Below are 22423 nucleotides of genomic sequence, written 5' to 3' on the forward strand. Positions count from 1 at the left end.
GAGTCAAAGCAGAATTTACGGACGAGCCTGATGCCGACCAGCGCCATGTAGGCGGCGAAGAACAGGCCGAGCGACCAGCCGAAGCCGGAGGGTCCGAACGCATCCATGCCGATGCCGATCGCCTGCGGGCCAAGCACCATGCCGACGCCGTAGCAGAGCACGAAGGCGGCGTTGGCCGATGCCAGTTCATGGCCGGAAAGCTGCGAACCGAGATGGGCAAGGCCGATCGTGTACATGGCAGCGACCACGCCGCCCCAGACGAACAGTAGGGCGGCCATCAGGTGCCAATTCGATGCGAAGAAGGGCATGAAGATGGTGCCGGCCAGGCCGACGGTGGCGCAGGCGAGCAGCAGATAGCGGCGATCGCTGACGCGGTCGCTGATCATGCCGATCGGGATCTGCAGCAGCACATTGCCGAGACCGATCATGGTCAGCAGCAAGGCGGCGTCGGCTTCGGAATAGCCGATGCGATTGCCGTAGATCGGAAACAGCGCGAAGCCGCCGGTCTCGACCGCGCCGAAGACCAGTACGGCGGCGGTCGCCGAAGGCACCAGCCAGATGTAGCGCAGGAAATTGCTGGTTTCGCCGTCGGAGGCGATGCTCGGGCTCTCATTGCGTGCCGCCAGCACCGGTATCGCGGCCAGCGTCACCAGCCCGATGATGACGCCGAACGGCCTGAAGCCGGAACTGCCAAGATGGGCGAACAGCCACGGTCCGGCGGCAAAACCGAGCGACAGGACGGTGGCGTAGATGCCAAGGACAAGGCCGCGCCGGTGCGGCGGCGCCGAGGTGCTGATCCAGAATTCCGACAGGATGAACAGCACCGTCAGCGCGATATGCAGCACGATGCGCAGCGGGAACCACATCCAGAAATCGGGCGCGAAATGGAAGCCGACGAAGGCGAGCGCTCCGGTGGCAATCATGGCGATCATGGTCCAGGCGACGCCGAAGCGCATGGCGAGCGGCGTGGCGAGCGGCGCGCCGGCGATCGAAGCCAGGCCGGCGACAGCCGTGTTGAGGCCGATCATCGAAGCCGAATGGCCACGCGTTTCCAGAATGACGCTGAGCAGCGGCATGCCAAGGCCGATGGCGATGCCGACGACGCTGATCGACGAGATCGCCGCCACCATCGGCAGCCAGTGTACGCGTTCGTCGCCCTGTGGTTGGGTATCGACCGTCATGGGATGCTGAATACTCTGTCTCTTTGATCTTAGGCAATTCCGGGCGGAAAACCGCGTCACACTTTTCCTGGAATTGCTTTACAGGAGTTCGCGGGTGAAGCGGTTGCGGATAAGCCGGTAGAAGGGAACGGGACCGCCCGGACGCAGCAGCGGATCATGGGCGAGGCGCTTTTCCAGCTCGTCCAGGATCATTCGGGTGATGTCGGGTATGTCGGCTTCCCTGGCCTTGGCAAGCGGCAGCCAGACCAGTTCCTCGAGTTCGTTGGTCGGTCCGCCATCAGGCAGTTCGACGGCGACGTCGTTGCGCCAGGCGCTGAAGAAACGCGTGTCGAAGCGGCGTACCCGGTTGGGCGGGGTGATGGCGCGCGCGATGAAACGCAGCGTCTCCAGTGAAGGTGTCACGCCGTGTTCGACAAAGCCTTGCCAGTCACGCTTGTCGGTGGCAAAGGCGGCTTTCTGGCCGATCAGCAGACCGGCTTCCTCATAGGTCTCACGAATTGCGGACAAGGCGACAGCGCGGGCTCGCGCGGCACTGGTGCGGCCGGGACCTGCAAGCAGCTTTGCTTCCTCGTCGCGATGCAATGCGGTGGCCGTCGCGATGCGGCTGTCCGCCGGATCGGTGCGGCCGCCGGGAAACACGAATTTTCCAGGCATGAAGGCGTGGCCGGCGTGACGGCGGCCCATCAGCACCAGCACGTCGTCGTCCTTGCGGTCGAGAAGAATTAGGGTCGCGGCGTCACGCGGACGCAGGGGCCGGCCGCTATGCGCGGCAAGACCCTTGTCGAGCTTGTCGACGGCCGCCTTGGTCATTGCTTCCATGCGCTGGACCTAGCGGAAACTTCTTGCAAACGAAAGTGGCCTTCCACGGTCGGTATGTTGCGCCAGCGACGCTTCAGGCGCCGTGGTGGGACTCCGTCCCATCCTTTTCGCCACCGAATCCGTGCATATAGAACGCCCATTGCAGTCCGATGACGGCGCCTTTGACAGGCTGCAGCAGCGCAACCGACAAAACGATGGTCAAGGGCACCCAGATGGCGATGTGCTGCCAGGTGGACAAGGTCGACGTCGCTTCCACGCCCATGAAGGCGCCGAGAACGATGTGGCCGACGATGACGATGACCAGATAGGCCGGCAGGTCGTCGGCGCGATGGTGATGGATTTCCTCGCCGCAGACGCTGCAGGTCTCGACGGTCTTGGTGAAGCCGCGGAACAGCTTGCCTTCACCGCAATTCGGGCAGCGGCCCAAGAGGCCGCGCTTCATGGCCCTCCACAGCGGGCGGGCAGCCCGGCCCGAGTGATGTTCGCCGCCGAAAACCTGTTCTTGTATCGCTAATTCCTTTGGCATCATCGTCTCCTGCCGCGCGAACCCGGTCGCGATTGCGACGCACGGGCGCGGCCCTTAGCCTTGTGAAACGACTTGCTGGAGCCTGGCAGGGGCTTCGGGTCGGTCAACATCTCGAAGCGCATCGCGCCGGCCATCGGTGCTACCTCGACGAGCCGGACCTCGACGCGGTCCGCGAGCTGGTAGCCTTTGCCCGTGCGTTCTCCGAACAGGGAGCGAGCCGCTTCGTCGTATATATAGTAATCGCCGCCCAGAGTTGACACCGGGATGAAGCCATCTGCGCCGAACTGCGGCAATTGGACAAATAGTCCTGATTTGGTGACGCCTGAGATGCGGGCATCGAAGCGGTCGTCGATGCGCTCGGCGAGATAGGCCGCGATCAGCCGGTCGACCGTATCGCGCTCGGCCGCCATGGCGCGCCGTTCGGTGCCGGAGATCAAGACCGCAACGTCTTCGAGCCGCGCCTCCTCGTCTTGCGTCAGCCCTCCCGGGCCGAGGCCGAGTGCGGCGATGAGCCCGCGATGCACGATCAGGTCGGCGTAGCGCCGGATCGGCGAGGTGAAATGCCCGTAGCGCTTCAGGTTGAGGCCGAAATGGCCGATGTTTTTCGGCGAATATTCGGCCTGGCTCTGCGAGCGCAGCACCACCTCGTTGACCAGCGCCTCATTGTCGGCGCCGCGCACGCGCTCCAGAATGCCGTTGAACTGGCTGGGCCGCATTTGCGCGCCGCGCGCCAGCGACAGGCCAAGCGTCTGCAGGAACTCGCGCAGCGATTCCTGCTTGGCGAGCGACGGCGCGTCGTGGACGCGGTAGACCAGCGCCTGCTTCTTCGCCTCCAGCGTCTCGGCGGCGGCGACATTGGCCTGGATCATGAATTCTTCGATCAGCTTGTGGGCGTCGAGCCGTTCCGGCACGATGACGCGATCGACCGTGCCGTCCGGCTTGAGCAGGATCTTGCGCTCCGGCAGGTCGAGTTCGAGCGGCTGGCGGCCGTCGCGACCGCGCTTGAGGATCGCATAGGCATCCCAGAGCGGCTTCAACACCGTGTCGAGGATCGGGCCGGTCTTGTCGTCGGGCACGCCGTCGATGGCCGCCTGCGCCTGCGGGTAGGCGAGCTTCGCCGCGGATTTCATCATCACGCGATGGAAGGAGTGCCGGATCTTGTGGCCATCAGCGGAGAAGGTCATGCGCACCGCCAGCGCCGGGCGATCCTGGCCCTCGCGCAGCGAACAGAGGTCGTTGGAGATGCGTTCAGGCAGCATCGGCACGACGCGATCGGGGAAATAGACTGAATTGCCTCGCTTCAGTGCTTCGCGATCGAGGGCCGTGCCATAGCGGACATAGGCGGCGACATCGGCGATAGCGACGGTGGCGATCACGCCACCGGGGTTCTTCTCGTCGAGATCGGGTGTGGCGAAGACGGCGTCGTCATGGTCCTTGGCGTCGGCCGGATCGATGGTGACCAGCGGCAGGTCGCGCCAGTCCTCGCGGTGATCCATCGTCGCCGGCTTGACGGCTTCGGATTCGGCGATGACATCGGCCGGGAAGATGTGCGGAATGTCGTGGGCGTGGATGGCGATCATCGAGACCGCCTTTTCGCTGGTCAGCGAACCCAGCACGTTGAGCACTTTGGCGCGAGGAAGCCCATAGCGAGAGGCGCGCGCCGGCTCGACCTCGACCAGGTCGCCGTTCTTGGCGCCGTTCTGGAATTCCTTGTCGACGATCAGCTCCGGCTGGCGCCGCTCGACCGGCTCGATGCGAAAGGTGCCGTCCTGCAGCACGCGGAAGATGCCGAGTACGGCATCGGTGCGCTTCTCGAAAATCTTCATCACCCGGCCGGTATAGGCGGGGCCAGACGGGTCATCGGTCGGGAAGGTCTTGGCCAGCACGCGGTCACCAATGCCTGGCGCCGGGCCGTTGCCGCTGCGTGAAACGCGGATCGAGACCACTGGCGGTTCGCCGGTGCCGACGGACTCGGCCGGATGCGCCAGCAGGATGCCGTCGCCGTCACGGCCAAAAATGTCGAGCACGGCGACATGGGGCAGGGCGCCGACGCGGGCCAGCCGCTTGCGCTCCTTGGTGAGCACGCCTTCATCCTGCAGGTCGCGCAGAATGTCCTTCAGCCAGATGCGGTCGTCACCGCGCAGCGCGAACGCCTTGGCGATGTCGCGTTTGCCCGCACGGTCGGGATTTTCGGCGATATAGCGCAGGATTTCGTCGCGCGAGGGCCGGTAGTCGTCCTTGACCTTGGCTCTCGTGTCGGCGGTGCGTGGATCGCCGTGGCTCCTACCGGTGATCCTGCGCGCCACGCCGTCCTACCCTTTTTCTTCGCCGCCGGCTTCTTGGCGGCTGTTTTCTTCGCTGCCGGCGCCTTGGCCGCCGCCGCCTTGCGGAACGGCTTCTTGCCGCCGCCCTTGGCTTCCTTCTCGGCAATCAGCGCCAGCGCGTCCTCGATGGTCACCGATTGCGGATCCTTGCCCTTGGGCAGCGTGGCGTTGACCTTGCCGAAATTCACGTAAGGTCCGTATTTACCGTCGCGCACGACGATCTTGCCGCCGCCGTCGGGATGATCGCCGAGTTCCTTCAGCGCAGCCGCAGTGCCGCCGTTGCGGCCGCCCTTGGCCTTCGACTGCTTCTCGGCAATCACGGTGACGGCGCGGTTGAGGCCGATCGAGAACACATCCTCGATGCTGTCGAGATTGGCGTAGGTGCCATCATGCAGCACGAATGGACCATAGCGACCGAGCCCGGCCGAGATCATCTTGGCGGTTTCCGGATGCTTGCCGATATCGCGCGGCAGCGCCAGCAACGCCAACGCTTTCTCATGATCGATGGATTCGGGCGTCCAGCCCTTGGGCAGGCTCGAGCGCTTGGCTTCCTTGCCGTCGCCACGCTGGAGGTAGGGGCCGAAGCGGCCTGAGCGCAGCGTGATTTCCTCCGCCGTATAGGGATCCTTGCCGAGCACCTTGGTGCCGTCCTCGCCGCCGCCATTCTCGCCATTCGGGTTGGCGGCGTCGCCGAGCTGGCGGGTGAAGGAGCATTCGGGATAATTCGAGCAGCCGACAAAGGCGCCGAACTTGCCGAGCTTCAGCGAGAGATTGCCGGTGCCGCATTTCGGGCAGATGCGGGGGTTCGAACCGTCTTCCCTTGTGGGGAACACCAGCGGCGCCAGTTCCTCGTTCAGTGCGTCGAGCACGTCGGTGACGCGCAGTTCCTTGATGTCGGCGACGGCGCCCGAAAAATCCTTCCAGAAATCGCGCAGCACGTCTTTCCAAGCGAGCTTGCCGTCCGAAATCTCGTCGAGCTTTTCCTCCAGCGAGGCGGTGAAATCATATTCGACATAGCGCTCGAAGAAGCTTTCGAGGAAGGCGGACAGCAGGCGGCCCTTGGCCTGCGGCACCAGCCGGCGCTTGTCGATCGTGACATAGTCGCGGTCCTCGAGCGTCTTCAGGATTGCCGTATAGGTCGACGGCCGACCGATGCCGAGCTCTTCCAGCTTCTTGATCAGCGTCGCCTCGGAATAGCGCGGCGGCGGCTCGGTCGTGTGCTGGGTGGCGTTGATCGCCTGGCGGGCAAGCTGCTCGCCGGCGCGGATTTCGGGCAGACGACGGTTTTCCTCGTCTTCCGCATCGTCTTCCTTCTGGTCGGTATAGGCGGCGATGAAGCCGTCGAAACGGACGACCGAACCGACAGCGCGAAGCTCGGCGGTGCGGGCGCCGTTCACCGCTTCGATCTCGACCGTGGTACGCTCGATTTCGGCCGGCTGCATCTGGCTGGCGATGGCGCGCTTCCAGATCAGCTCGTAGAGCCGCATCTGGTCGGAATCGAGATACTGCCGGACCGATGCCGGGGTGCGCATGAAATCCGTCGGGCGGATCGCTTCGTGCGCCTCCTGGGCGTTCTTGGCCTTGGCGGTGTATTGGCGTGGCTTTTCCGGCAGATATTTCGGGCCGAACTCCTTGGCGATGGCGTCACGTGCAGCGTCGATCGCCTCCGGCGCCATCTGCACGCCGTCTGTTCGCATATAGGTGATCAGGCCGGTGGTCTCGCCGCCGATCTCCATGCCCTCATACAGCCGCTGCGCCACCTGCATGGTGCGCGTGGCGGAGAAGCCGAGGCCCGACGAGGCGGCCTGCTGCAGCGTCGAGGTGGTGAAGGGCGGGCCGGGGTTGCGCTTGGTCGGCTTGGCTTCGACGGACAGCGCCTTGAAGGTTGCGCCTTCAAGCATTCCCTTGATGTCGTCGGCCTGCGCCTTGTTGGCAATGTCGAGCTTTTGCAGCTTCTTGCGCTCAAAGGCGGTCAGCCGCGCTTCGAATGTGTCGTTGCGCGGCGTGCCCAGCAGAGCGGCAATCTGCCAATATTCCTCGCGGACGAAGCGTTCGATCTCGGATTCGCGGTCGCAGACCAGGCGCAGCGCCACCGACTGGACGCGGCCGGCGGAACGGGCGCCCGGCAGTTTACGCCACAGCACCGGCGACAGCGTGAAGCCGACGAGATAGTCGAGCGCCCGGCGGGCGAGATAGGCATCGACCAGCGGCGCATCGATCTGGCGCGGATTGGCCATGGCTTCCAGCACAGACGACTTGGTGATGGCGTTGAAGACGACACGGCTGACCGACTTGTCCTTCAGCACGCGCTTCTGCTTCAGCACTTCCAGCACATGCCATGAAATGGCTTCGCCCTCACGATCTGGATCGGTGGCGAGGATCAGGCCATCGGCATCCTTGACTGCCTTGGCGATGTCGGCGAGGCGCTTGCCCGAAGCGGTGTCGACCGCCCAGGACATGGCGAAATCCTCATCCGGACGCACCGATCCATCCTTGGCCGGCAAATCGCGGACATGGCCGAACGAGGCCAGAACCTTGTAGTTCCTGCCGAGATATTTGTTGATTGTCTTCGCCTTGGCCGGCGATTCGACGACGACGACGTCCATGAGGTCTCATATCAGCTGTGGTGCGGCAGAAGAATTCCGCTGCGCGCGACGAAATCTCGTTCTATTTGTCGCTCACATGGCCGCGCTTTTGCATCGGGTCAAGGGGAAGCGCCCAAATTGCAGGGCTGTCAGCAGCAATACACTCTTAGAGTGTATGGAGAAGATCACAGAATTTCGCTCAGAGGAGATGATGGCCGCTAGTCGGCGAGAACGACCGCTGCTTTCGGTGAGTTCGAGGAATTGCGTTGCGTGCGGGAGCCTGGCTGCGTGTCACGCTGCGCAAGAAGAAGCTGGCCGCCAGATGCATGGAGGGATGCCGGCGACCAGCTCATGTCCCGCCAGCAGGCGGGAATGGGTGTTGAGGATCAGTCGGCTTTGGCGATGTGCCAGACACCGGCGACACCGTCGCCGCTCACATCTCCGGCTTTCTTGTCCTTGATGAATGTATAGAGCGGCTTGCCGTCATAGGCCCACATCTTGGTGCCGTCGGTACGGTCGACGATTGTCCATCCTTCCGAAGCCTTTGCACCGGCCTCAGCCTTCAATGGCGGCCAGTTGGTGGCGCATTTGTCGTAGCAGTTCGACTTGCCCTTCCCGTCCTTGTCATAGGAATAAAGCGTCATGCCCTTGGCATCGGTGTAGATCTTGGTGCCACCGACATCAGCTTCCTTCCACGCATCGGCGGCGAAGGAAGCGGCGGTGCTGAGCAAAAGTGCTGCCAGCCCTATGGTTATGGTTTTCATGGAAATCTCCCTGGCTGATATTGGAGACGCGCGGGGAATCGCGGCCTCTTCGTATCAACGTCCAACGCAGGTGCTTTCGTCCCCGATGCTCGCATGCGGCGATGACTTCCACACAATGGTGATTGGCAGACATACCTGACCGTCGCTATATCGTCGCCAAACAGTCGGAGTTTTGGAATGGCATTGGACATCGGCTATGTCAGCGCGATCGGGGCGGGGGCGATCTCGTTCCTGTCGCCTTGCGTGCTACCGCTGGTGCCGCCCTATCTCTGCTATATGGCCGGCGTTTCGGTCGACGATTTTCGCGGCAATGCGGGTGTGACAGCCAGGGAAGGCGCGCGCGGTGCGCTGCTCTATTCTTCTATTGCCTTCGTGCTCGGCTTCTCGACCGTGTTCGTCGCGCTCGGCGCCGGCGCCTCGACCATCGGCCGGTTGCTGCGCGTCTGGCAGGAGCCGCTGGCGATGGCCGCCGGCGTGCTGATCATCCTGATGGGGCTGAATTTCCTCGGCATCCTGCGCATTCCGCTGCTGTCGCGCGAGGCGCGCTTCCAGTCGCAGGGCAAGCCTGCCAGCGCCGTCGCCGCCTATGTCATGGGGCTCGCCTTCGCCTTCGGCTGGACGCCGTGCATCGGCCCGGTGCTGGGGCCGATCCTGACGCTGGCCGGCGGACGCGAGACGGTCGGCGAGGGCGCGCTGCTGCTCGCCGCCTATTCGCTTGGCCTCGGCATCCCGTTCCTGATCGCCGCCCTGTTTTCCGGCGCCTTCATGCGCCTCCTCGGCAAATTCCGCGTCCATCTCGGCCGCGTCGAAAAGGCGATCGGCGCGCTGCTGGTCGTCGCCGGCGTGTTTTTCCTGACCGGCGGCGTGCAGACGGTGTCCTACTGGCTGCTGGAGAATTTCCCGGTGCTGGGGCGGTTGGGGTAGGTTTGCGAACCCCGGACGCTAGCCCCGATTTAGGCGCTCGGTGGCGTAGTGCAACACGACCAGCGATGCGACCCCGCCCAGCAGAGCGAAAAGCGGAACCGCAACAAAAAGGTAGGTCAGCCCCCTGTCCATGCCCTTGATGAACAAGCTCGGAAGCACGCCCATAACTCCACCGAATATCGCGCCGACGCAAAAGACGACTGCCACGATTACCATGTTCAAGATGGATTGCATGACATGCACCGTTTGGACGTTCCAAGGCTACATCTTGGACAATGCAGCTGGCAGATTGATTTTGCATGAATGATGATTAGAGCGCTGTCACCGGTCGGCAGCCATCTCACCGGAATTTAACCGCATTGGTGCAGCATGCCGCCGCTGCTATCCTTTCTTGATTCCCAACCCTTTGATATGGTTGTCCTTCCATGAGCCAGAGATCCTGCCTGTCCGTCATTCTCGCCGCCGGTGAAGGCACGCGCATGAAGAGCGCACTGCCGAAGGTGCTGCACCAGATTGCCGGGTTGCCGATGGTCGCCCATGTCGTGAAGGCGGCCGATGCCGCTGGCGCCAGCAGCGAGGCGATCGTGATTGGTCATGGCGCGGAAGAGATGCGCAAAGCGGTGGCGAAGTTCGCACCGAAGGCAGAGACCTTTGTGCAGGAAGAGCGCCTGGGTACGGCGCATGCCGTTCTTGCTGCTCGCGAAGCGATATCAAGGGGTTATGACGATATCCTGGTGATGTTCGGCGACACGCCGCTGATCGATGCGGAAGCGCTGACCGTGGCGCGCTCGAAACTCGCTGAAGGTGCGGCCGTCGTGGTGATCGGCTTCCGTCCGCCTCTTCCAAACGGTTATGGCAGACTGGTCGAAAAGGGCGGTAAGTTGATTGCCATCCGCGAGGAAAAGGACTGCTCCGAGGCGGAGAAGAAGATCGGTTTCTGCAATGCCGGCATGATGGCGGTGGCCGGTGCCCACGCGCTGAAGCTGCTCGATGCGGTCGGCAACAAAAATGCCAAGGGCGAGTATTATCTGACCGACATCGTCGAGATCGCTAGCGTGCAGGGGCTCGATGTCGTCGCTACCGAAGCCAGCTTCGAAAACGCGCTCGGCATCAACAACCGCGCCGAACTCGCACAAGCCGAGGCCATCTGGCAGGCACGCCGCCGCCACGAGGCGATGCTTTTGGGTGTGACGCTGATCGCACCGGAGACCGTCTATTTCTCGCATGACACCGAGATCGGCGCCGACACGCTCGTCGAACCCAATGTCTGGTTCGGCCCAGGGGTGAAGATTGCCACGGGCGCCAAGATCCATGCCTTCAGCCACATCGAAGGCGCCACCATTGCGTCCAACTGCGATGTCGGGCCATACGCGCGGCTGCGGCCGGGCGCCGATCTCAAGCAGAAAGCCAAGGTCGGCAATTTCTGTGAGGTCAAGCAGGCTGTCATCGAGGAGGGCGCCAAGGTCAACCATCTGACCTATATCGGCGATGCCCGCGTTGGCGCGGGTGCCAACATCGGCGCCGGCACCATCACCTGCAACTATGACGGCTACTCGAAATTCTTCACCGACATCGGCGAGGGCGCCTTTGTCGGCTCCAACTCCTCGCTGGTGGCGCCGGTGTCGATCGGCAAGGGCGGCTATATTGCTTCCGGCAGCGTCATCACCGAAAGCGTGCCCGACGATGCGCTGGCCTTCGGCCGTGCCCGCCAGAAGACGATCCCGGGCAAGGGCAAGGAATTGCGCGAGCGCTTTGCCTCGGCCGCGGTGGCCAAGAAGAAGGCTGCCGAATAATTCTCAAACGGCGCTTTCGGCGGTCTTTCCGAACGCAGCCGTCGCCTTGATCTTGCCGATGATTGCCTTGTTGAAGGCTGGCAAATCCTCGGCCGGTATCCAGTATTCGAGATGCGCCCTGCTGCCGGCGTGCTCGACACGATAGCCATCCAGGAAGCTTTTCAGGACCTCAAAGCACGTCACGAAGCCGGAACCACTTGCCGGCACATTCCAGTCGCGCGCGATCTGCACGGCATAGGCTTCCGACAGAACCGGATAGAAGATCGGCTGATCGGGCAGGCGCGGCGGAAATGCCCGCATGTCGGACGCCTCGATGAGTTTTAGCTCCTGAGGTCCGACCGGGCGCCAGAGTGTAACGGTGGGCTGGGCTTCATTCATGGCCGAAGCTTAGCCAAATATTGCCGGAACGAGAACAGGATCGCCGAAAAACCGAACAATTGCAGTAACCGGATTGCAAGAGCGGCCTGTCATGGTGCATGCCTGCGCAAGCGTCCGTTACACCGGACGAAATGCAATGTGACTTTCGCGGCAGGCCGGCCATCCCTAAATAGCGCTGGTTTTGCATGGGGAATCGGGGACTGTCTGCATGTGCGGTATCGTTGGAATCGTCGGCCACTCGCAGGTTGCGCCGCTCATCGTCGATGCGCTGAAGCGGCTCGAATATCGCGGCTATGACTCGGCCGGCGTTGCCACCATCGACAAGGGACAGCTTGGCCGCCGCCGCGCCGAAGGCAAGCTGGTCAACCTTGAGCGCCGGCTCAAGGAGGAGCCGCTCGACGGCACGATCGGCATCGGCCACACGCGCTGGGCAACGCATGGCGTGCCCAACGAGACCAATGCGCATCCGCATTTTTCCGACGGCGTCGCCATCGTCCACAACGGCATCATTGAGAATTTCGCCGAACTGCGCGACGAGTTGATCCGCGACGGCTATTCCTTCTCGTCGCAGACCGACACCGAGGTCGTGGCCCATCTGGTGGCGCGCGAACTCGCCAAGGGGCTGGAGCCGGTCGAGGCCGCGCACCAGGCGCTGAAGCGGCTGGAAGGCGCCTTTGCACTGGCCATCATGTTCAAGGGCGACGAAGACCTGATCGTCGGCGCCCGCAATGGGCCGCCGCTGGCCGTGGGCCATGGCGATGGCGAGATGTTTTTGGGCTCCGACGCCATTGCGCTCGCGCCGTTCACCAATTCGATCACCTATCTGGAAGATGGCGACTGGGCGGTGGTGCGCCGCGACGGCGTCGCGATCTTCGACATCGACGGCAAGAAGGTCGAGCGCAAGCGGCAGCAGTCGCTGTCGACCAGTTTTATGGTCGACAAGGGCAACCGACGCCATTTCATGGAGAAGGAAATCCATGAGCAGCCCGAGGTGATCTCGCATACGCTGGCCCATTATGTCGATTTCGTCTCCGGCGTCTCGAAGCCGCTCGACCTGCCTTTCGACTTCGCCAAGATCGGCCGGCTGGCGATTTCCGCTTGCGGCACAGCCTATCTCGCCGGCCTGATCGGCAAATACTGGTTCGAGCGCTATGCGCGGCTGCCGGTCGACATCGATGTCGCCTCGGAGTTCCGCTACCGCGAGATGCCGCTGTCGGCGAACGATGCGGCGTTCTTCATCTCGCAATCGGGCGAGACCGCCGACACGCTGGCTTCGCTGCGCTATTGCCGCAAGGCAGGCATGAAGATCGGCGCCATCGTCAATGTGCGCGAATCGACCATGGCGCGCGAATCCGACGTGGTGCTGCCTACGCTCGCCGGGCCTGAGATCGGCGTCGCCTCGACCAAGGCCTTCACGTGCCAGCTGTCCGTCCTGGCGTCGCTTGCGGTGCGCGCCGGTGTGGCACGCGGCACGATCTCGCAGGAACAGGAAAAGACCCTGGTACGCGCGCTTTCGGAAGCGCCGCGCTATGCCAACCAGGTGCTCAAGCTCGAAGAGCAGATCGAACGTATCGCGCGGGAACTGTCCCGTTACAAGGACGTGCTCTATCTCGGTCGCGACACCAATTTCCCGCTGGCCATGGAAGGCGCGCTGAAACTCAAGGAAATCTCCTATATCCACGCCGAAGGCTATGCGGCGGGCGAGCTGAAGCACGGGCCAATCGCGCTGATCGACGAGAACATGCCGGTCATCGTCATTGCGCCACATGACCGCATTTTCGAGAAAACCGTGTCCAATATGCAGGAAGTGGCGGCGCGGGGCGGCAAGATCATCCTGATCACCGACAGCAAGGGCGCCGCGCAGGTGAGCGTGAAGACGATGGAGACGATCATCCTGCCGGACGTGCCGGAAATCATCTCGCCGATCATCTATGCGCTGCCGATCCAGATGCTGGCCTATTTCGCCGCCGTGTTCATGGGCACCGATGTCGACCAGCCGCGCAATCTGGCGAAATCGGTGACGGTGGAGTAGCTGCAGGCAGCCCCTCTATTGCCATCGATCAACAGGTGGCAAATTTTGTATCGGCCGATGATACATTTGCTTGTGCATTGGCTGTATCAGTGTATGATACAGCCAAGAGGGCGCATCGTTGATCGTTTCGTTCAAAGGCAAGGCGGTCGAAGCGGTTGCCGAAGGGAAGGCGCCAAAAGGCTTTCCGCCGGATTTGGTTGCCCGCGGCGAACGTCGCCTTCGCGCAATTGCCAACGCTGCCCAATTGAATGACCTTCGATCGCCGCCCGGAAATCACCTGGAGGCCCTGAAAGGGAGCCGCGTCGGGCAGCATTCAATTCGCATCAACGACCAGTGGCGTATCTGCTTCAGGTGGACCGCTGCTGGCGCTGAAGACGTGGAGATCGTCGACTACCATTAAGCGGGCACTTGCCCCTGAACGTTTGAGGATCCTGAATTATGCTCAAGTTTGCACGTCCAGTTCATCCTGGAGAATTCCTGCGGGAAGAATATCTCGTTCCGCTTGGCATGAGTGCAGGCGCGCTGGCGAAAAAGCTCAATCTGCCGCGCACCCGTATTGAACGCATTGCCAAGGAAGAGATCGGTTTGACCCCTGATACGGCGCTTCGCCTTGCCAGATTTTTCAATACCACGCCCGAGTTTTGGATGAATTTTCAGCAGGCTTACGAGCTTGAGACCGAAGCGAAGAAGCTCGCGACGGAACTCGAGAAGATCGAACCGCTGGAAGCGGCGGCATAATCGACCCTTTAAAAACTTCGCAGTTCCAAACCGGGCTGCGGTTCACTAATGTTGCGCTGCAACCCGCGCCCCCGGTGAACCATGTCCGATGCTCCCAAGACCTCCGGCATGACCCGGCTGAGGAACTATTTCCTCACGGGCTTCGTCGTCTGCGCACCGCTGGCGATCACCGCCTATATCGCCTGGTCGTTCATCGGCTGGGTCGATTCATGGGTAAAGCCTTATATTCCAGCGCGTTACAGCCCCGACACCTATCTGCCGTTTCCGGTTCCGGGGTTCGGGCTGATCGTTGCTTTGATCCTGATCACGCTGATCGGTTTTCTCACCGCCAACATTGTCGGCCGCGCCATTGTCGGTTTCGGGGAGCGCTTGCTTGGCCGCATGCCGCTGGTGCGCGGCATCTATGGCTCGCTGAAGCAGATTTTCGAGACAGTGCTGTCGAACAAGGGCGACATGTTCCGCCAGGTCGGGCTGGTCGAATATCCGCGCAAGGGCGTGTGGTCGCTGGTGTTCGTCGCCAGCGAGAAGGAAACCGAGATCAATGAGAAGCTCGACCAGGAAGGCGATCCGCTGATCGCCGTGTTTATGCCTTGCACGCCGAACCCGACCACCGGGTTTCTGATGTATGTGCTGAAGTCGGACATTGTGCTGCTCGACATGACGATCGAGGACGGCGCCAAGCTGATCGTTTCGGCCGGGCTGGTGGCGCCCGAGGTGAAAACCAAGATGGTGACGCTGAATGGCGAGCCGATCAACGGAACGGTGGCCAATCCGCCGCTAGGACCTCATCCGGCGCGCAAAAGCCGCACGGCCTCGTCGCGGCCGAACAAATAGAGCAACAGGCGCAGCGCCTCGCCGCGGTCGGATTGCAGTTCCGGGTCGCGGGACAGGATTAGCCTCGCATCATCGCGGGCAGCTTCCAGAAGATCGGCATGCGCCTCGATGCGCGCCACCTGGAAACCCGGTGTACCCGACTGGCGGGTGCCCAAAAGCTCGCCTTCGCCGCGCAATTTCAGGTCTTCCTCGGCGATCAGGAAACCATCCTCGGTCTCGCGCATCACCGACAGCCGGCGTTTTGCGGTCTCGCCGAGCGGATCCTTGTAGAGCAGCACGCAGGAGGATGGCTTGTCGCCGCGCCCGACCCGCCCGCGCAGCTGGTGCAATTGGGCAAGGCCAAAACGCTCGGCATGCTCGATGACCATGACGGTGGCGTCGGGCACATCGACGCCGACCTCGATGACCGTGGTGGCGATCAGGATGCGCGTCTCGCCCTCTTTGAAGACACGCATCGCCTCGTCTTTCTCGGCGCCCTTCATGCGGCCATGGACGAGGCCGATGCGGTCGCCGAACAGCGGCTTCAGCGAAGCAAAGCGGTCTTCGGCCGACATCAGCTTGATCTCTTCGGATTCCTCGACCAGCGGGCAGATCCAGTAGATCTTCTGGCCGCCGGCGACGGCGTCCTCCATGCGGCCAACCAGCTCGTCGAGCCGCTCAAGCGGCAGCGTGACGGTACGGATCGGCTGGCGGCCGGCCGGCTTTTCCGTCAGTTTCGATACGTCCATGTCGCCGAAAGCGGTCAGCACCAGCGTGCGCGGGATGGGCGTGGCGGTCATCACCAGCATGTCGGGCGCATCGCCCTTGGCGGTGATGGCAAGCCGCTGGTGGACGCCGAAACGATGCTGCTCGTCGATCACGGCGAAGACCAAATCGTGGAAGGTCACCGTCTCCTGGAACAGTGCGTGCGTGCCGACGACGATGTCGATCTCGCCGCTGGCAAGACCAGCCAGCGTCTCGGTGCGTTCGCGACCTCTCTCGCGGCCGGTGAGGATAGCGATACGCAGGCCGACCTTGGCAGCGAGGGGGGCGATCGTCGCCAGATGCTGGCGCGCCAGGATTTCGGTCGGCGCCATCAGTGCCGCCTGGCCGCCGGCCTCGACGGCGCGCGCCATGGCGAGCAGCGCGACGACAGTCTTGCCGGAGCCGACATCGCCTTGCAGCAGCCGCAGCATGCGCTCGGGGTCGGCAAGGTCGGCATTGATTTCGGCGAGCGCGAACTCCTGGCTTGATGTCAGTGAATAGGGAAGGGCGGCGCGCAGTTTCTCGACGATGCGGCCGTCGCCGACCAGGGGACGGCCGGACAGGCGGCGGATCTTTGACCGCACCAGCGCCAGCGAGACCTGGCCCGCCAGCAACTCGTCATAGGCAAGGCGCCGCCAGGCAGCACCCTCGATGGAGACGTCGATCGGGTCGGCCGGATTGTGGATGCGGGTGAGCGCATCGCCAAAGGTGGGAAAGGTGTGCCGGCGCATGAAGGCGCCGTCCTGCCATTCGGGGAATTCGGGCACGCGGGCGAGCGCCTGGCCGATCGCCCGGCGCAGCACCTTGCCGGACAGCCCGGCGGTGAGGGGATAGACCGGTTCGACCAGCGGCAGGTTCTCCGCCTCGCTCGCCAGCGCGATATGGTCGGGGTGGACCATGGTCGGGCGGCCGTTGAACCATTCCATGCGGCCCGAGACCACGACATGCTCGCCCACAGGCATTGCCTTTTCGAGATAGGCGGCATGCGCATGGAAAAAGGTCAGGCCGATTTCACCGGTGTCGTCATGGGCGTAGACCCGGTAGGGCACCGACCGGTTGCCGCGCGGTGGCGGCTGGTGACGATCGATGCGCACCTCAAGCGTGATGATCGCGCCTTCGGCCGCGAGCGCGATACCAGGCCGGTTGCGGCGGTCAATGACGGTGTGCGGCAGGACGAACAGAAGATCGCCCGCGCGGGCCGCGCGATCACCAAGATCAGCCGTGACGACCTTCTCGATCAGCGCGCCGACCTTCGGCCCGACGCCGGCAAGCGAAGTGATCGGAACAAACAGCGGATCGAGGATGGAAGGACGCATGATGTCAGCTTATGTCGCGACGGCCGCAGCGCAAGGCTGACAGCCCCTTCTATCCACGCTATATGCGCCGCAGCAAGTGAGGATGTGGCACAATGACTGGGACGAAACGATCAAGCGAGGGGCTGGATGCCCGCCGCCGCAAGCTCTTGTTCCGCTCCTGGCATCGCGGCATGCGCGAGATGGATTTGATCCTCGGCACCTTCGCCGACGCCGAGATCGGTGCCTTGACCGGCGAGGAAATCGACCAATATGAGGGGCTTCTCGACATTCCCGACACCGAATTCCTGCCACTGATCACGGGCGAACGCCCGGTGCCGGCGGATATCGATTGTGCCGTCCTGCAAAAGATCCTGGCATCCCGCCGGACCATGACATTCTGAACACAAGCAATTCCAGGAAAAGTGCGAAGCGGTTTTCCGTCCGGAATTGCGACAAAACAAGACCGTGATTTGATGAGCCTCATTCCCACCATTGGCCTGCCGAAAGGCCGCGCCGGCCAGTTCATCGTCGACGGTGTCGCCGATGGCTATGAAGCCTTTGCGCTTGTGCAGGCCGCCCTCGAGATCGCGCCCGACAAGCCGGTGCTGTTCGTCGCGCGCGACGGCCAGCGCCTGCCGGCGATCATCGAGGCGCTGGCCTTCGCCGCGCCCAGCCTGCCGGTGCTGGAATTGCCGGCCTGGGATTGTCTGCCCTATGACCGCGTCTCGCCCGGCTCGGATGCCGCCGCCAAGCGCCTCGATGCGCTGACCGCGATGATCGCGCTGGCGAAGAAGCCGCACCGCGCCGTCATCCTCACCACCGCCAATGCGCTGCTGCAGCGCATTCCGCCGGCCGACCTTGTCGAGGCACAGACGTTTCATGCCAGGCCCGGCAACCAGATCGACATGAACGCGCTGGTGTCGCGGCTGGAAACGTCGGGTTTCGAACGCGTGCCGACGGTGCGAGGCGTCGGCGAATTCGCGGTGCGCGGCGGCATTCTCGACCTGTTCGCGCCAGGCTGGACCGAGGCGCTCAGGCTCGACTTCTTCGGCGACACGCTGGAATCGATCCGCGTCTTCGACGCCGCCACCCAGCGCACCACCGGCCAGCGCAAGTCGATGGCGCTGCAGGCGATGAGCGAAGTGGCGCTGACGCCCGAAAACCATCAGCCGCTTCCGCCGCTCCTATATCGAAGCCTTTGGTGCACCCCAGCGTGACGACGGACTTTACGCTGCGGTCAGCGAAGGCAGGCGCTTCGCCGGCATGGAACACTGGCTGCCTTTCTTCTACGAACGGCTGGAGACGGTGTTCGACTATCTGCCGGATACGCCTGTCATTTTCGACCATCTGGCGCATGAGGCGCTGGCCGAACGCCACACGCTGATCCTCGACCACTATGAAGCGCGCAAAAAGCAGGCGGACGCGGCATTGAAGGATGCGGCGCCCTACAAGCCGGTGGCGCCCGACCTGCTTTATCTCTCGCCGGAAAACCTGATCGCCTCGCTCGGGCCGCGCGAAGCGATCGATTTCACACCCTTCGACGCGCCCGATGCCGGCGCGAAAAAGTCTACCACGCCGGCTCACGCCATGGCCGGAGCTTCGTCGAGGAGCGCGCCGATCCCAATATCAATGTCTTCGACGTCGTTGTCAGGCACATCGCCGATGAGCGCGCCGCCCGCCGCCGTGTCGTCATCGCCGGCTGGACCGAAGGTTCACTGGACCGGCTTGGCCAGATCCTGGCCGAGCATCATCTCGGCAATCTCAAGCAGGTCGAGACGCTGGCGGAAGCCGAACAACTCGAGCCGGGGCAGGCGGCATTGGCCGTGCTGCCGCTCGAATCCGGCTTCGAGACCGAAAAACTGGTCGTCGTCGCCGAACAGGACATTTTGGGCGACCGGCTGATCCGGCGTTCGAAGCGCAAGAAGCGTGCGTCCGACTTTATTGCCGAAGCCTCGGCTCTGTCGGCCGGCGATATCGTTGTCCATGCCGACCATGGCATTGGCCGCTTCATCGGCCTGCGCACCATCGAGGCGGTCGGTGCGCCGCATGATTGCCTTGAAATCCACTATGCCGGCGACGACCGGCTGTTCCTGCCGGTGGAGAACATCGAGCTTCTGTCGCGCTATGGCTCGGACTCCGCCGAAGCGACGCTGGACAAGCTTGGCGGCGGCGCCTGGCAGTCACGCAAGGCAAAGCTGAAGAAGCGCCTGCTCGACATGGCCGGGCAGTTGATCCGCATTGCGGCGGAACGGCAGATGCGGTCAGCACCGGCGTTGGTACCGGCCGAAGGCCTCTATGACGAATTCTCGGCTCGTTTCCCCTACGAGGAGACCGAGGACCAGCAGACGGCGATCGACTCGGTGCGCGATGACCTTGGCGCCGGCAAGCCGATGGACCGGCTGATCTGCGGCGATGTCGGCTTCGGCAAGACCGAAGTGGCGCTGCGCGCCGCCTTCATCGCGGCGATGGAAGGGTTCCAGGTCGCCGTGGTGGTGCCGACGACATTGTTGTCGCGCCAGCATTTCAAGACGTTTTCGCAGCGCTTCTCCGGCCTGCCGATCCGCGTCGCCCAGGCTTCGCGGCTGGTCGGTGCCAAGGAACTCGCCGAAACCAAGAAAGGCATTGCCGAGGGCCAGGTCGACATCGTCATCGGCACCCATGCGCTGCTCGGCTCCGCGATCTCGTTCAAGAATCTCGGCCTGCTGATTATCGACGAGGAGCAGCACTTTGGCGTCAAGCACAAGGAACGGTTGAAGGATCTGAAGACCGACGTCCATGTGCTGACGCTGTCGGCGACGCCGATCCCGCGTACGCTGCAGCTGGCGCTGACGGGCGTGCGCGAACTGTCGCTGATCGCCACGCCGCCGGTCGACCGCATGGCGGTGCGCACCTTCATTTCGCCCTTCGATCCGCTTGTCATTCGCGAGACGCTGCTGCGCGAACGCTATCGCGGCGGCCATTCCTTCTATGTCGTTCCGCGAATCAGCGACTTGGCGGAAATCCATGATTTCTTGAGGGAATCCGTGCCTGAATTGAAGGTGGCGGTGGCCCATGGCCAGATGCCGCCGGGCGAGCTCGACGACATCATGAACGCCTTCTATGACGGCCAGTATGATGTGCTTCTGTCGACCACCATCGTTGAATCCGGCCTCGATATCCCGACCGCCAACACGCTGATCATCCACCGCGCCGACATGTTCGGCCTGTCGCAGCTCTACCAGCTGCGCGGCCGCGTCGGCCGCTCCAAGGTGCGCGCCTATGCGCTGTTCACGCTGCCTGCCAACCGCAAGCTGACCGACACCGCAGAGCGCAGGCTGAAGGTGCTGCAGTCGTTGGATACGCTTGGCGCCGGCTTCCAGCTCGCCAGCCACGATCTCGACATCCGTGGCGCCGGCAATCTTCTCGGCGAAGAGCAATCCGGCCATATCAAGGAGGTTGGCTTCGAACTCTACCAGCAGATGCTGGAAGAGGCAGTCGCCGAAGTGAAGGATTCCGGCGAGGTCCAGGATGGCGGTTGGTCGCCGCAGATCGCTGTCGGCACCGCGGTGATGATCCCGGAAAGCTATGTGCCGGACCTGCAGCTCAGGCTGGCGCTCTACCGCCGTCTCGGCGATCTCGAAAATACCGAGGAGATCGACGCCTTCGGCGCCGAACTGATCGACCGCTTCGGCCCGCTGCCGGACGAGGTGAAGCATCTCCTGAAGATCGTCTTCATCAAGGCGCTTTGCCGCAAGGCCAATGTCGAGAAGCTCGACGCCGGGCCGAAGGGCGTCGTCATCCACTTCCGCAAGCGCGAATTCTCCAACCCGGTCGGTCTGGTCAAGTTCATCGGCGAACAGGGCTCACTGGCCAAGATCCGGCCGGACCACAGCGTCGTCTTCGTGCGCGATTGGCCGACGCCGGACAAGCGCCTGGCGGGGTCGGCGGTGGTGATGACACAGCTCGCGCGGTTGGTGGAGAAGGCGGCTTAGCCGCCGGCCGCCATTCGCCAGCGCTGAAATTCCGGTCTAGAATAGGAAATCGGCTTCGTGTATGGAGCCGCCACCCCATATAGGGGCGGAAAAAGGCGGGTGAGGGTACTCGCCGGAAAGAGCGTTGGGTGCAGCGATGACGAAATGGTCGCCGAATTCGTGGAGAGCAAAGCCGATCAAGCAGGTTCCCGCCTATCCGGACCTTGCCGCGCTCAAGAACACGGAAGCCCAGCTCGCCACCTTCCCACCACTGGTTTTTGCCGGTGAGGCGCGCAAGCTGAAGAAGCAGCTCGCGGCTGTGGCAAATGGCGACGCCTTCCTGCTCCAGGGCGGCGATTGCGCCGAGAGCTTTGCCGAACATGGCGCCGACAACATCCGCGACTTCTTCCGCGTCTTCCTGCAGATGTCGGTCGTGCTGACCTTTGCCGGCGCCCAGCCGGTGGTGAAGGTTGGCCGCGTTGCCGGCCAGTTCGCCAAGCCGCGCTCGTCCGACAATGAGACCAAGGGTGATGTCACGTTGCCGAGCTATCGCGGCGACATCATCAACGGCATCGAATTCGACCAGAAGTCGCGCATTCCCGATCCCGCCCGCCAGGAAATGGCCTACCGCCAGTCGGCGGCGACGCTCAACCTTCTGCGCGCCTTCGCGCAGGGCGGTTACGCCAGCCTGGAGAACGTGCATCGCTGGATGCTCGGCTTCGTCTCTGATAGCCCGCAAGGCGAAAAATACGAGTCGCTCGCCAACCGCATCACCGAGACGATGGACTTCATGAAGGCCGTTGGCATCACCTCGGAGACCAACTACGCGCTGCGCGAGACCGATTTCTACACCAGCCACGAGGCGCTGCTGCTCGGCTATGAGGAGGCGTTGACCCGTGTCGATTCGACCTCGGGCGACTGGTACGCGACCTCGGGCCACATGATCTGGATCGGCGACCGCACCCGCCAGCCCGACCATGCCCATGTCGAATATTGCCGCGGCATCAAGAACCCGCTTGGCCTGAAATGCGGCCCGTCGCTGACCGCTGACGGCCTGCTGGAGTTGATCGACCTGCTCAATCCCGAGAACGAGCCGGGCCGGCTGACGCTGATCGCCCGCTTCGGTTCGGACAAGGTCGCCGACCACCTGCCGAAGCTGGTACGCGCGGTGCAGAAGGAAGGCCGCAGCGTGGTCTGGTCGTCGGACCCGATGCATGGCAACACCATCGAGGCCGCCGGCTACAAGACGCGGCCGTTCGACCGCATTCTGAAGGAAGTGCAGACCTTCTTCGAGGTGCACCGCGCCGAAGGCACGCATCCGGGCGGCATCCATGTCGAGATGACCGGCAAGAACGTCACCGAATGCACGGGCGGCGCGCGCGCCATCACGGCCGAGGAATTGCAGGACCGCTACCACACCCATTGCGATCCGCGCCTCAATGCCGACCAGGCGATCGAACTGGCCTTCCTGGTGTCGGATTTGCTCAAGAAAAGCCACCCGGTACAGCACAAGCAGGTCGCCAACGGCTGATCCCA

General features: G+C 63.2%; 16 protein-coding genes and 2 pseudogenes. 9 read left to right on the plus strand and 9 right to left on the minus strand.

Annotated features, from left to right (window positions below; translation table 11 throughout):
• Positions 1–14: 14 nt before the first annotated feature.
• From AC0V7N_RS22630 to AC0V7N_RS22655, 6 genes and pseudogenes are all read right to left on the minus strand, one after another.
• Positions 15–1181: pseudogene (locus tag AC0V7N_RS22630) on the minus strand (MFS transporter); the annotation flags it as partial.
• A gap of 78 nt (positions 1182–1259) precedes the next feature.
• Positions 1260–2000: an NUDIX hydrolase gene (locus AC0V7N_RS22635; RefSeq protein ID WP_475450588.1), complete on the minus strand. Its 741-nt coding sequence runs from the start codon at positions 1998–2000 to the stop codon at positions 1260–1262.
• Between the two features lie 73 nt (positions 2001–2073).
• Positions 2074–2526: a DUF983 domain-containing protein gene (locus AC0V7N_RS22640; RefSeq protein ID WP_475450589.1), complete on the minus strand. Its 453-nt coding sequence runs from the start codon at positions 2524–2526 to the stop codon at positions 2074–2076.
• Positions 2526–4733, minus strand: coding sequence for a ribonuclease R (rnr, locus tag AC0V7N_RS22645; RefSeq protein ID WP_496628020.1), 2208 nt, complete (start codon positions 4731–4733; stop codon positions 2526–2528). The genes AC0V7N_RS22640 and rnr overlap by 1 nt, the downstream gene beginning before the upstream one ends.
• Positions 4643–7456, minus strand: a complete 2814-nt coding sequence (gene topA, locus AC0V7N_RS22650; protein ID WP_475450590.1) for a type I DNA topoisomerase — start codon at positions 7454–7456, stop codon at positions 4643–4645. The genes rnr and topA overlap by 91 nt, the downstream gene beginning before the upstream one ends.
• 365 nt (positions 7457–7821) lie before the next feature.
• Positions 7822–8199, minus strand: coding sequence for a COG4315 family predicted lipoprotein (locus tag AC0V7N_RS22655; RefSeq protein WP_475450591.1), 378 nt, complete (start codon positions 8197–8199; stop codon positions 7822–7824).
• Between the two features lie 177 nt (positions 8200–8376).
• Here AC0V7N_RS22655 and AC0V7N_RS22660 point away from each other — a divergent pair, with 177 nt between their 5' ends.
• Positions 8377–9123 carry a cytochrome c biogenesis CcdA family protein gene (locus tag AC0V7N_RS22660; RefSeq protein ID WP_475450592.1) on the plus strand — a complete coding sequence of 249 codons (747 nt, stop codon included), beginning with the start codon at positions 8377–8379 and terminating at the stop codon, positions 9121–9123.
• A gap of 18 nt (positions 9124–9141) precedes the next feature.
• Here the strand turns inward: AC0V7N_RS22660 and AC0V7N_RS22665 are convergent, their stop codons facing one another.
• Complete coding sequence (locus AC0V7N_RS22665) at positions 9142–9357, minus strand: hypothetical protein (protein WP_475450593.1); 216 nt, start codon at positions 9355–9357, stop codon at positions 9142–9144.
• 191 nt (positions 9358–9548) lie between these two features.
• On the opposite strand from AC0V7N_RS22665, the gene glmU reads away from it, so the two are divergent.
• Entirely contained in the window at positions 9549–10916 is a 1368-nt protein-coding gene (gene glmU, locus AC0V7N_RS22670) for a bifunctional UDP-N-acetylglucosamine diphosphorylase/glucosamine-1-phosphate N-acetyltransferase GlmU (protein WP_496627273.1), read from the plus strand.
• A gap of 3 nt (positions 10917–10919) precedes the next feature.
• On the opposite strand, the gene AC0V7N_RS22675 is transcribed toward glmU, so the two are convergent.
• A complete protein-coding gene (locus tag AC0V7N_RS22675) occupies positions 10920–11294 on the minus strand; it encodes an ADP-ribosylation/crystallin J1 (RefSeq protein WP_475450594.1) in 375 nt (124 codons plus the stop codon).
• A gap of 208 nt (positions 11295–11502) precedes the next feature.
• Between AC0V7N_RS22675 and glmS the strand changes: the two genes are divergently transcribed.
• The 4 genes from glmS (at position 11503) to AC0V7N_RS22695 (ending at position 14898) form a co-directional block, all read left to right on the plus strand.
• Positions 11503–13326, plus strand: coding sequence for a glutamine--fructose-6-phosphate transaminase (isomerizing) (glmS, locus tag AC0V7N_RS22680; RefSeq protein WP_475450595.1), 1824 nt, complete (start codon positions 11503–11505; stop codon positions 13324–13326).
• A gap of 118 nt (positions 13327–13444) precedes the next feature.
• The gene (locus AC0V7N_RS22685) at positions 13445–13726 is read left to right on the plus strand and encodes a type II toxin-antitoxin system RelE/ParE family toxin (RefSeq protein WP_224590168.1); all 282 of its coding nucleotides are present in this window, start codon (positions 13445–13447) and stop codon (positions 13724–13726) included.
• A 38-nt stretch (positions 13727–13764) separates the two neighbouring features.
• Positions 13765–14064 carry a HigA family addiction module antitoxin gene (locus AC0V7N_RS22690; RefSeq protein ID WP_475450596.1) on the plus strand — a complete coding sequence of 100 codons (300 nt, stop codon included), beginning with the start codon at positions 13765–13767 and terminating at the stop codon, positions 14062–14064.
• An 81-nt stretch (positions 14065–14145) separates the two neighbouring features.
• Entirely contained in the window at positions 14146–14898 is a 753-nt protein-coding gene (locus AC0V7N_RS22695) for a DUF502 domain-containing protein (protein ID WP_496627275.1), read from the plus strand.
• On the opposite strand, the gene recG is transcribed toward AC0V7N_RS22695, so the two are convergent.
• A complete protein-coding gene (recG, locus tag AC0V7N_RS22700) occupies positions 14850–16958 on the minus strand; it encodes an ATP-dependent DNA helicase RecG (protein ID WP_475450597.1) in 2109 nt (702 codons plus the stop codon). The two genes, AC0V7N_RS22695 and recG, sit on opposite strands and share 49 nt — an antisense overlap.
• A 92-nt stretch (positions 16959–17050) precedes the next feature.
• Here recG and AC0V7N_RS22705 point away from each other — a divergent pair, with 92 nt between their 5' ends.
• The 3 genes and pseudogenes from AC0V7N_RS22705 (at position 17051) to AC0V7N_RS22715 (ending at position 22418) form a co-directional block, all read left to right on the plus strand.
• The gene (locus tag AC0V7N_RS22705) at positions 17051–17338 is read left to right on the plus strand and encodes a succinate dehydrogenase assembly factor 2 (protein WP_475450598.1); all 288 of its coding nucleotides are present in this window, start codon (positions 17051–17053) and stop codon (positions 17336–17338) included.
• A 72-nt stretch (positions 17339–17410) separates the two neighbouring features.
• Positions 17411–20908, plus strand: a pseudogene (gene mfd, locus AC0V7N_RS22710) (transcription-repair coupling factor).
• Between the two features lie 136 nt (positions 20909–21044).
• Positions 21045–22418, plus strand: coding sequence for a class II 3-deoxy-7-phosphoheptulonate synthase (locus AC0V7N_RS22715; RefSeq protein WP_475450599.1), 1374 nt, complete (start codon positions 21045–21047; stop codon positions 22416–22418).
• Positions 22419–22423: the final 5 nt, after the last annotated feature.

Source organism: Mesorhizobium kamtschaticum, assembly GCF_056174585.1.

Coding starts and splice junctions, on each gene's coding strand:
- AC0V7N_RS22635 (WP_475450588.1), bottom strand. CDS start 2,000: ATGGAAGCAATGACCAAGGCGGCCGTCGACAAGCTCGACAAGGGTCTT.
- AC0V7N_RS22655 (WP_475450591.1), bottom strand. CDS start 8,199: ATGAAAACCATAACCATAGGGCTGGCAGCACTTTTGCTCAGCACCGCC.
- glmS (WP_475450595.1), top strand. CDS start 11,503: ATGTGCGGTATCGTTGGAATCGTCGGCCACTCGCAGGTTGCGCCGCTC.
- AC0V7N_RS22675 (WP_475450594.1), bottom strand. CDS start 11,294: ATGAATGAAGCCCAGCCCACCGTTACACTCTGGCGCCCGGTCGGACCT.
- AC0V7N_RS22705 (WP_475450598.1), top strand. CDS start 17,051: ATGACTGGGACGAAACGATCAAGCGAGGGGCTGGATGCCCGCCGCCGC.
- topA (WP_475450590.1), bottom strand. CDS start 7,456: ATGGACGTCGTCGTCGTCGAATCGCCGGCCAAGGCGAAGACAATCAAC.
- AC0V7N_RS22665 (WP_475450593.1), bottom strand. CDS start 9,357: ATGCAATCCATCTTGAACATGGTAATCGTGGCAGTCGTCTTTTGCGTC.
- glmU (WP_496627273.1), top strand. CDS start 9,549: ATGAGCCAGAGATCCTGCCTGTCCGTCATTCTCGCCGCCGGTGAAGGC.
- AC0V7N_RS22660 (WP_475450592.1), top strand. CDS start 8,377: ATGGCATTGGACATCGGCTATGTCAGCGCGATCGGGGCGGGGGCGATC.
- AC0V7N_RS22695 (WP_496627275.1), top strand. CDS start 14,146: ATGTCCGATGCTCCCAAGACCTCCGGCATGACCCGGCTGAGGAACTAT.
- AC0V7N_RS22640 (WP_475450589.1), bottom strand. CDS start 2,526: ATGCCAAAGGAATTAGCGATACAAGAACAGGTTTTCGGCGGCGAACAT.
- AC0V7N_RS22715 (WP_475450599.1), top strand. CDS start 21,045: ATGACGAAATGGTCGCCGAATTCGTGGAGAGCAAAGCCGATCAAGCAG.
- AC0V7N_RS22690 (WP_475450596.1), top strand. CDS start 13,765: ATGCTCAAGTTTGCACGTCCAGTTCATCCTGGAGAATTCCTGCGGGAA.
- recG (WP_475450597.1), bottom strand. CDS start 16,958: ATGCGTCCTTCCATCCTCGATCCGCTGTTTGTTCCGATCACTTCGCTT.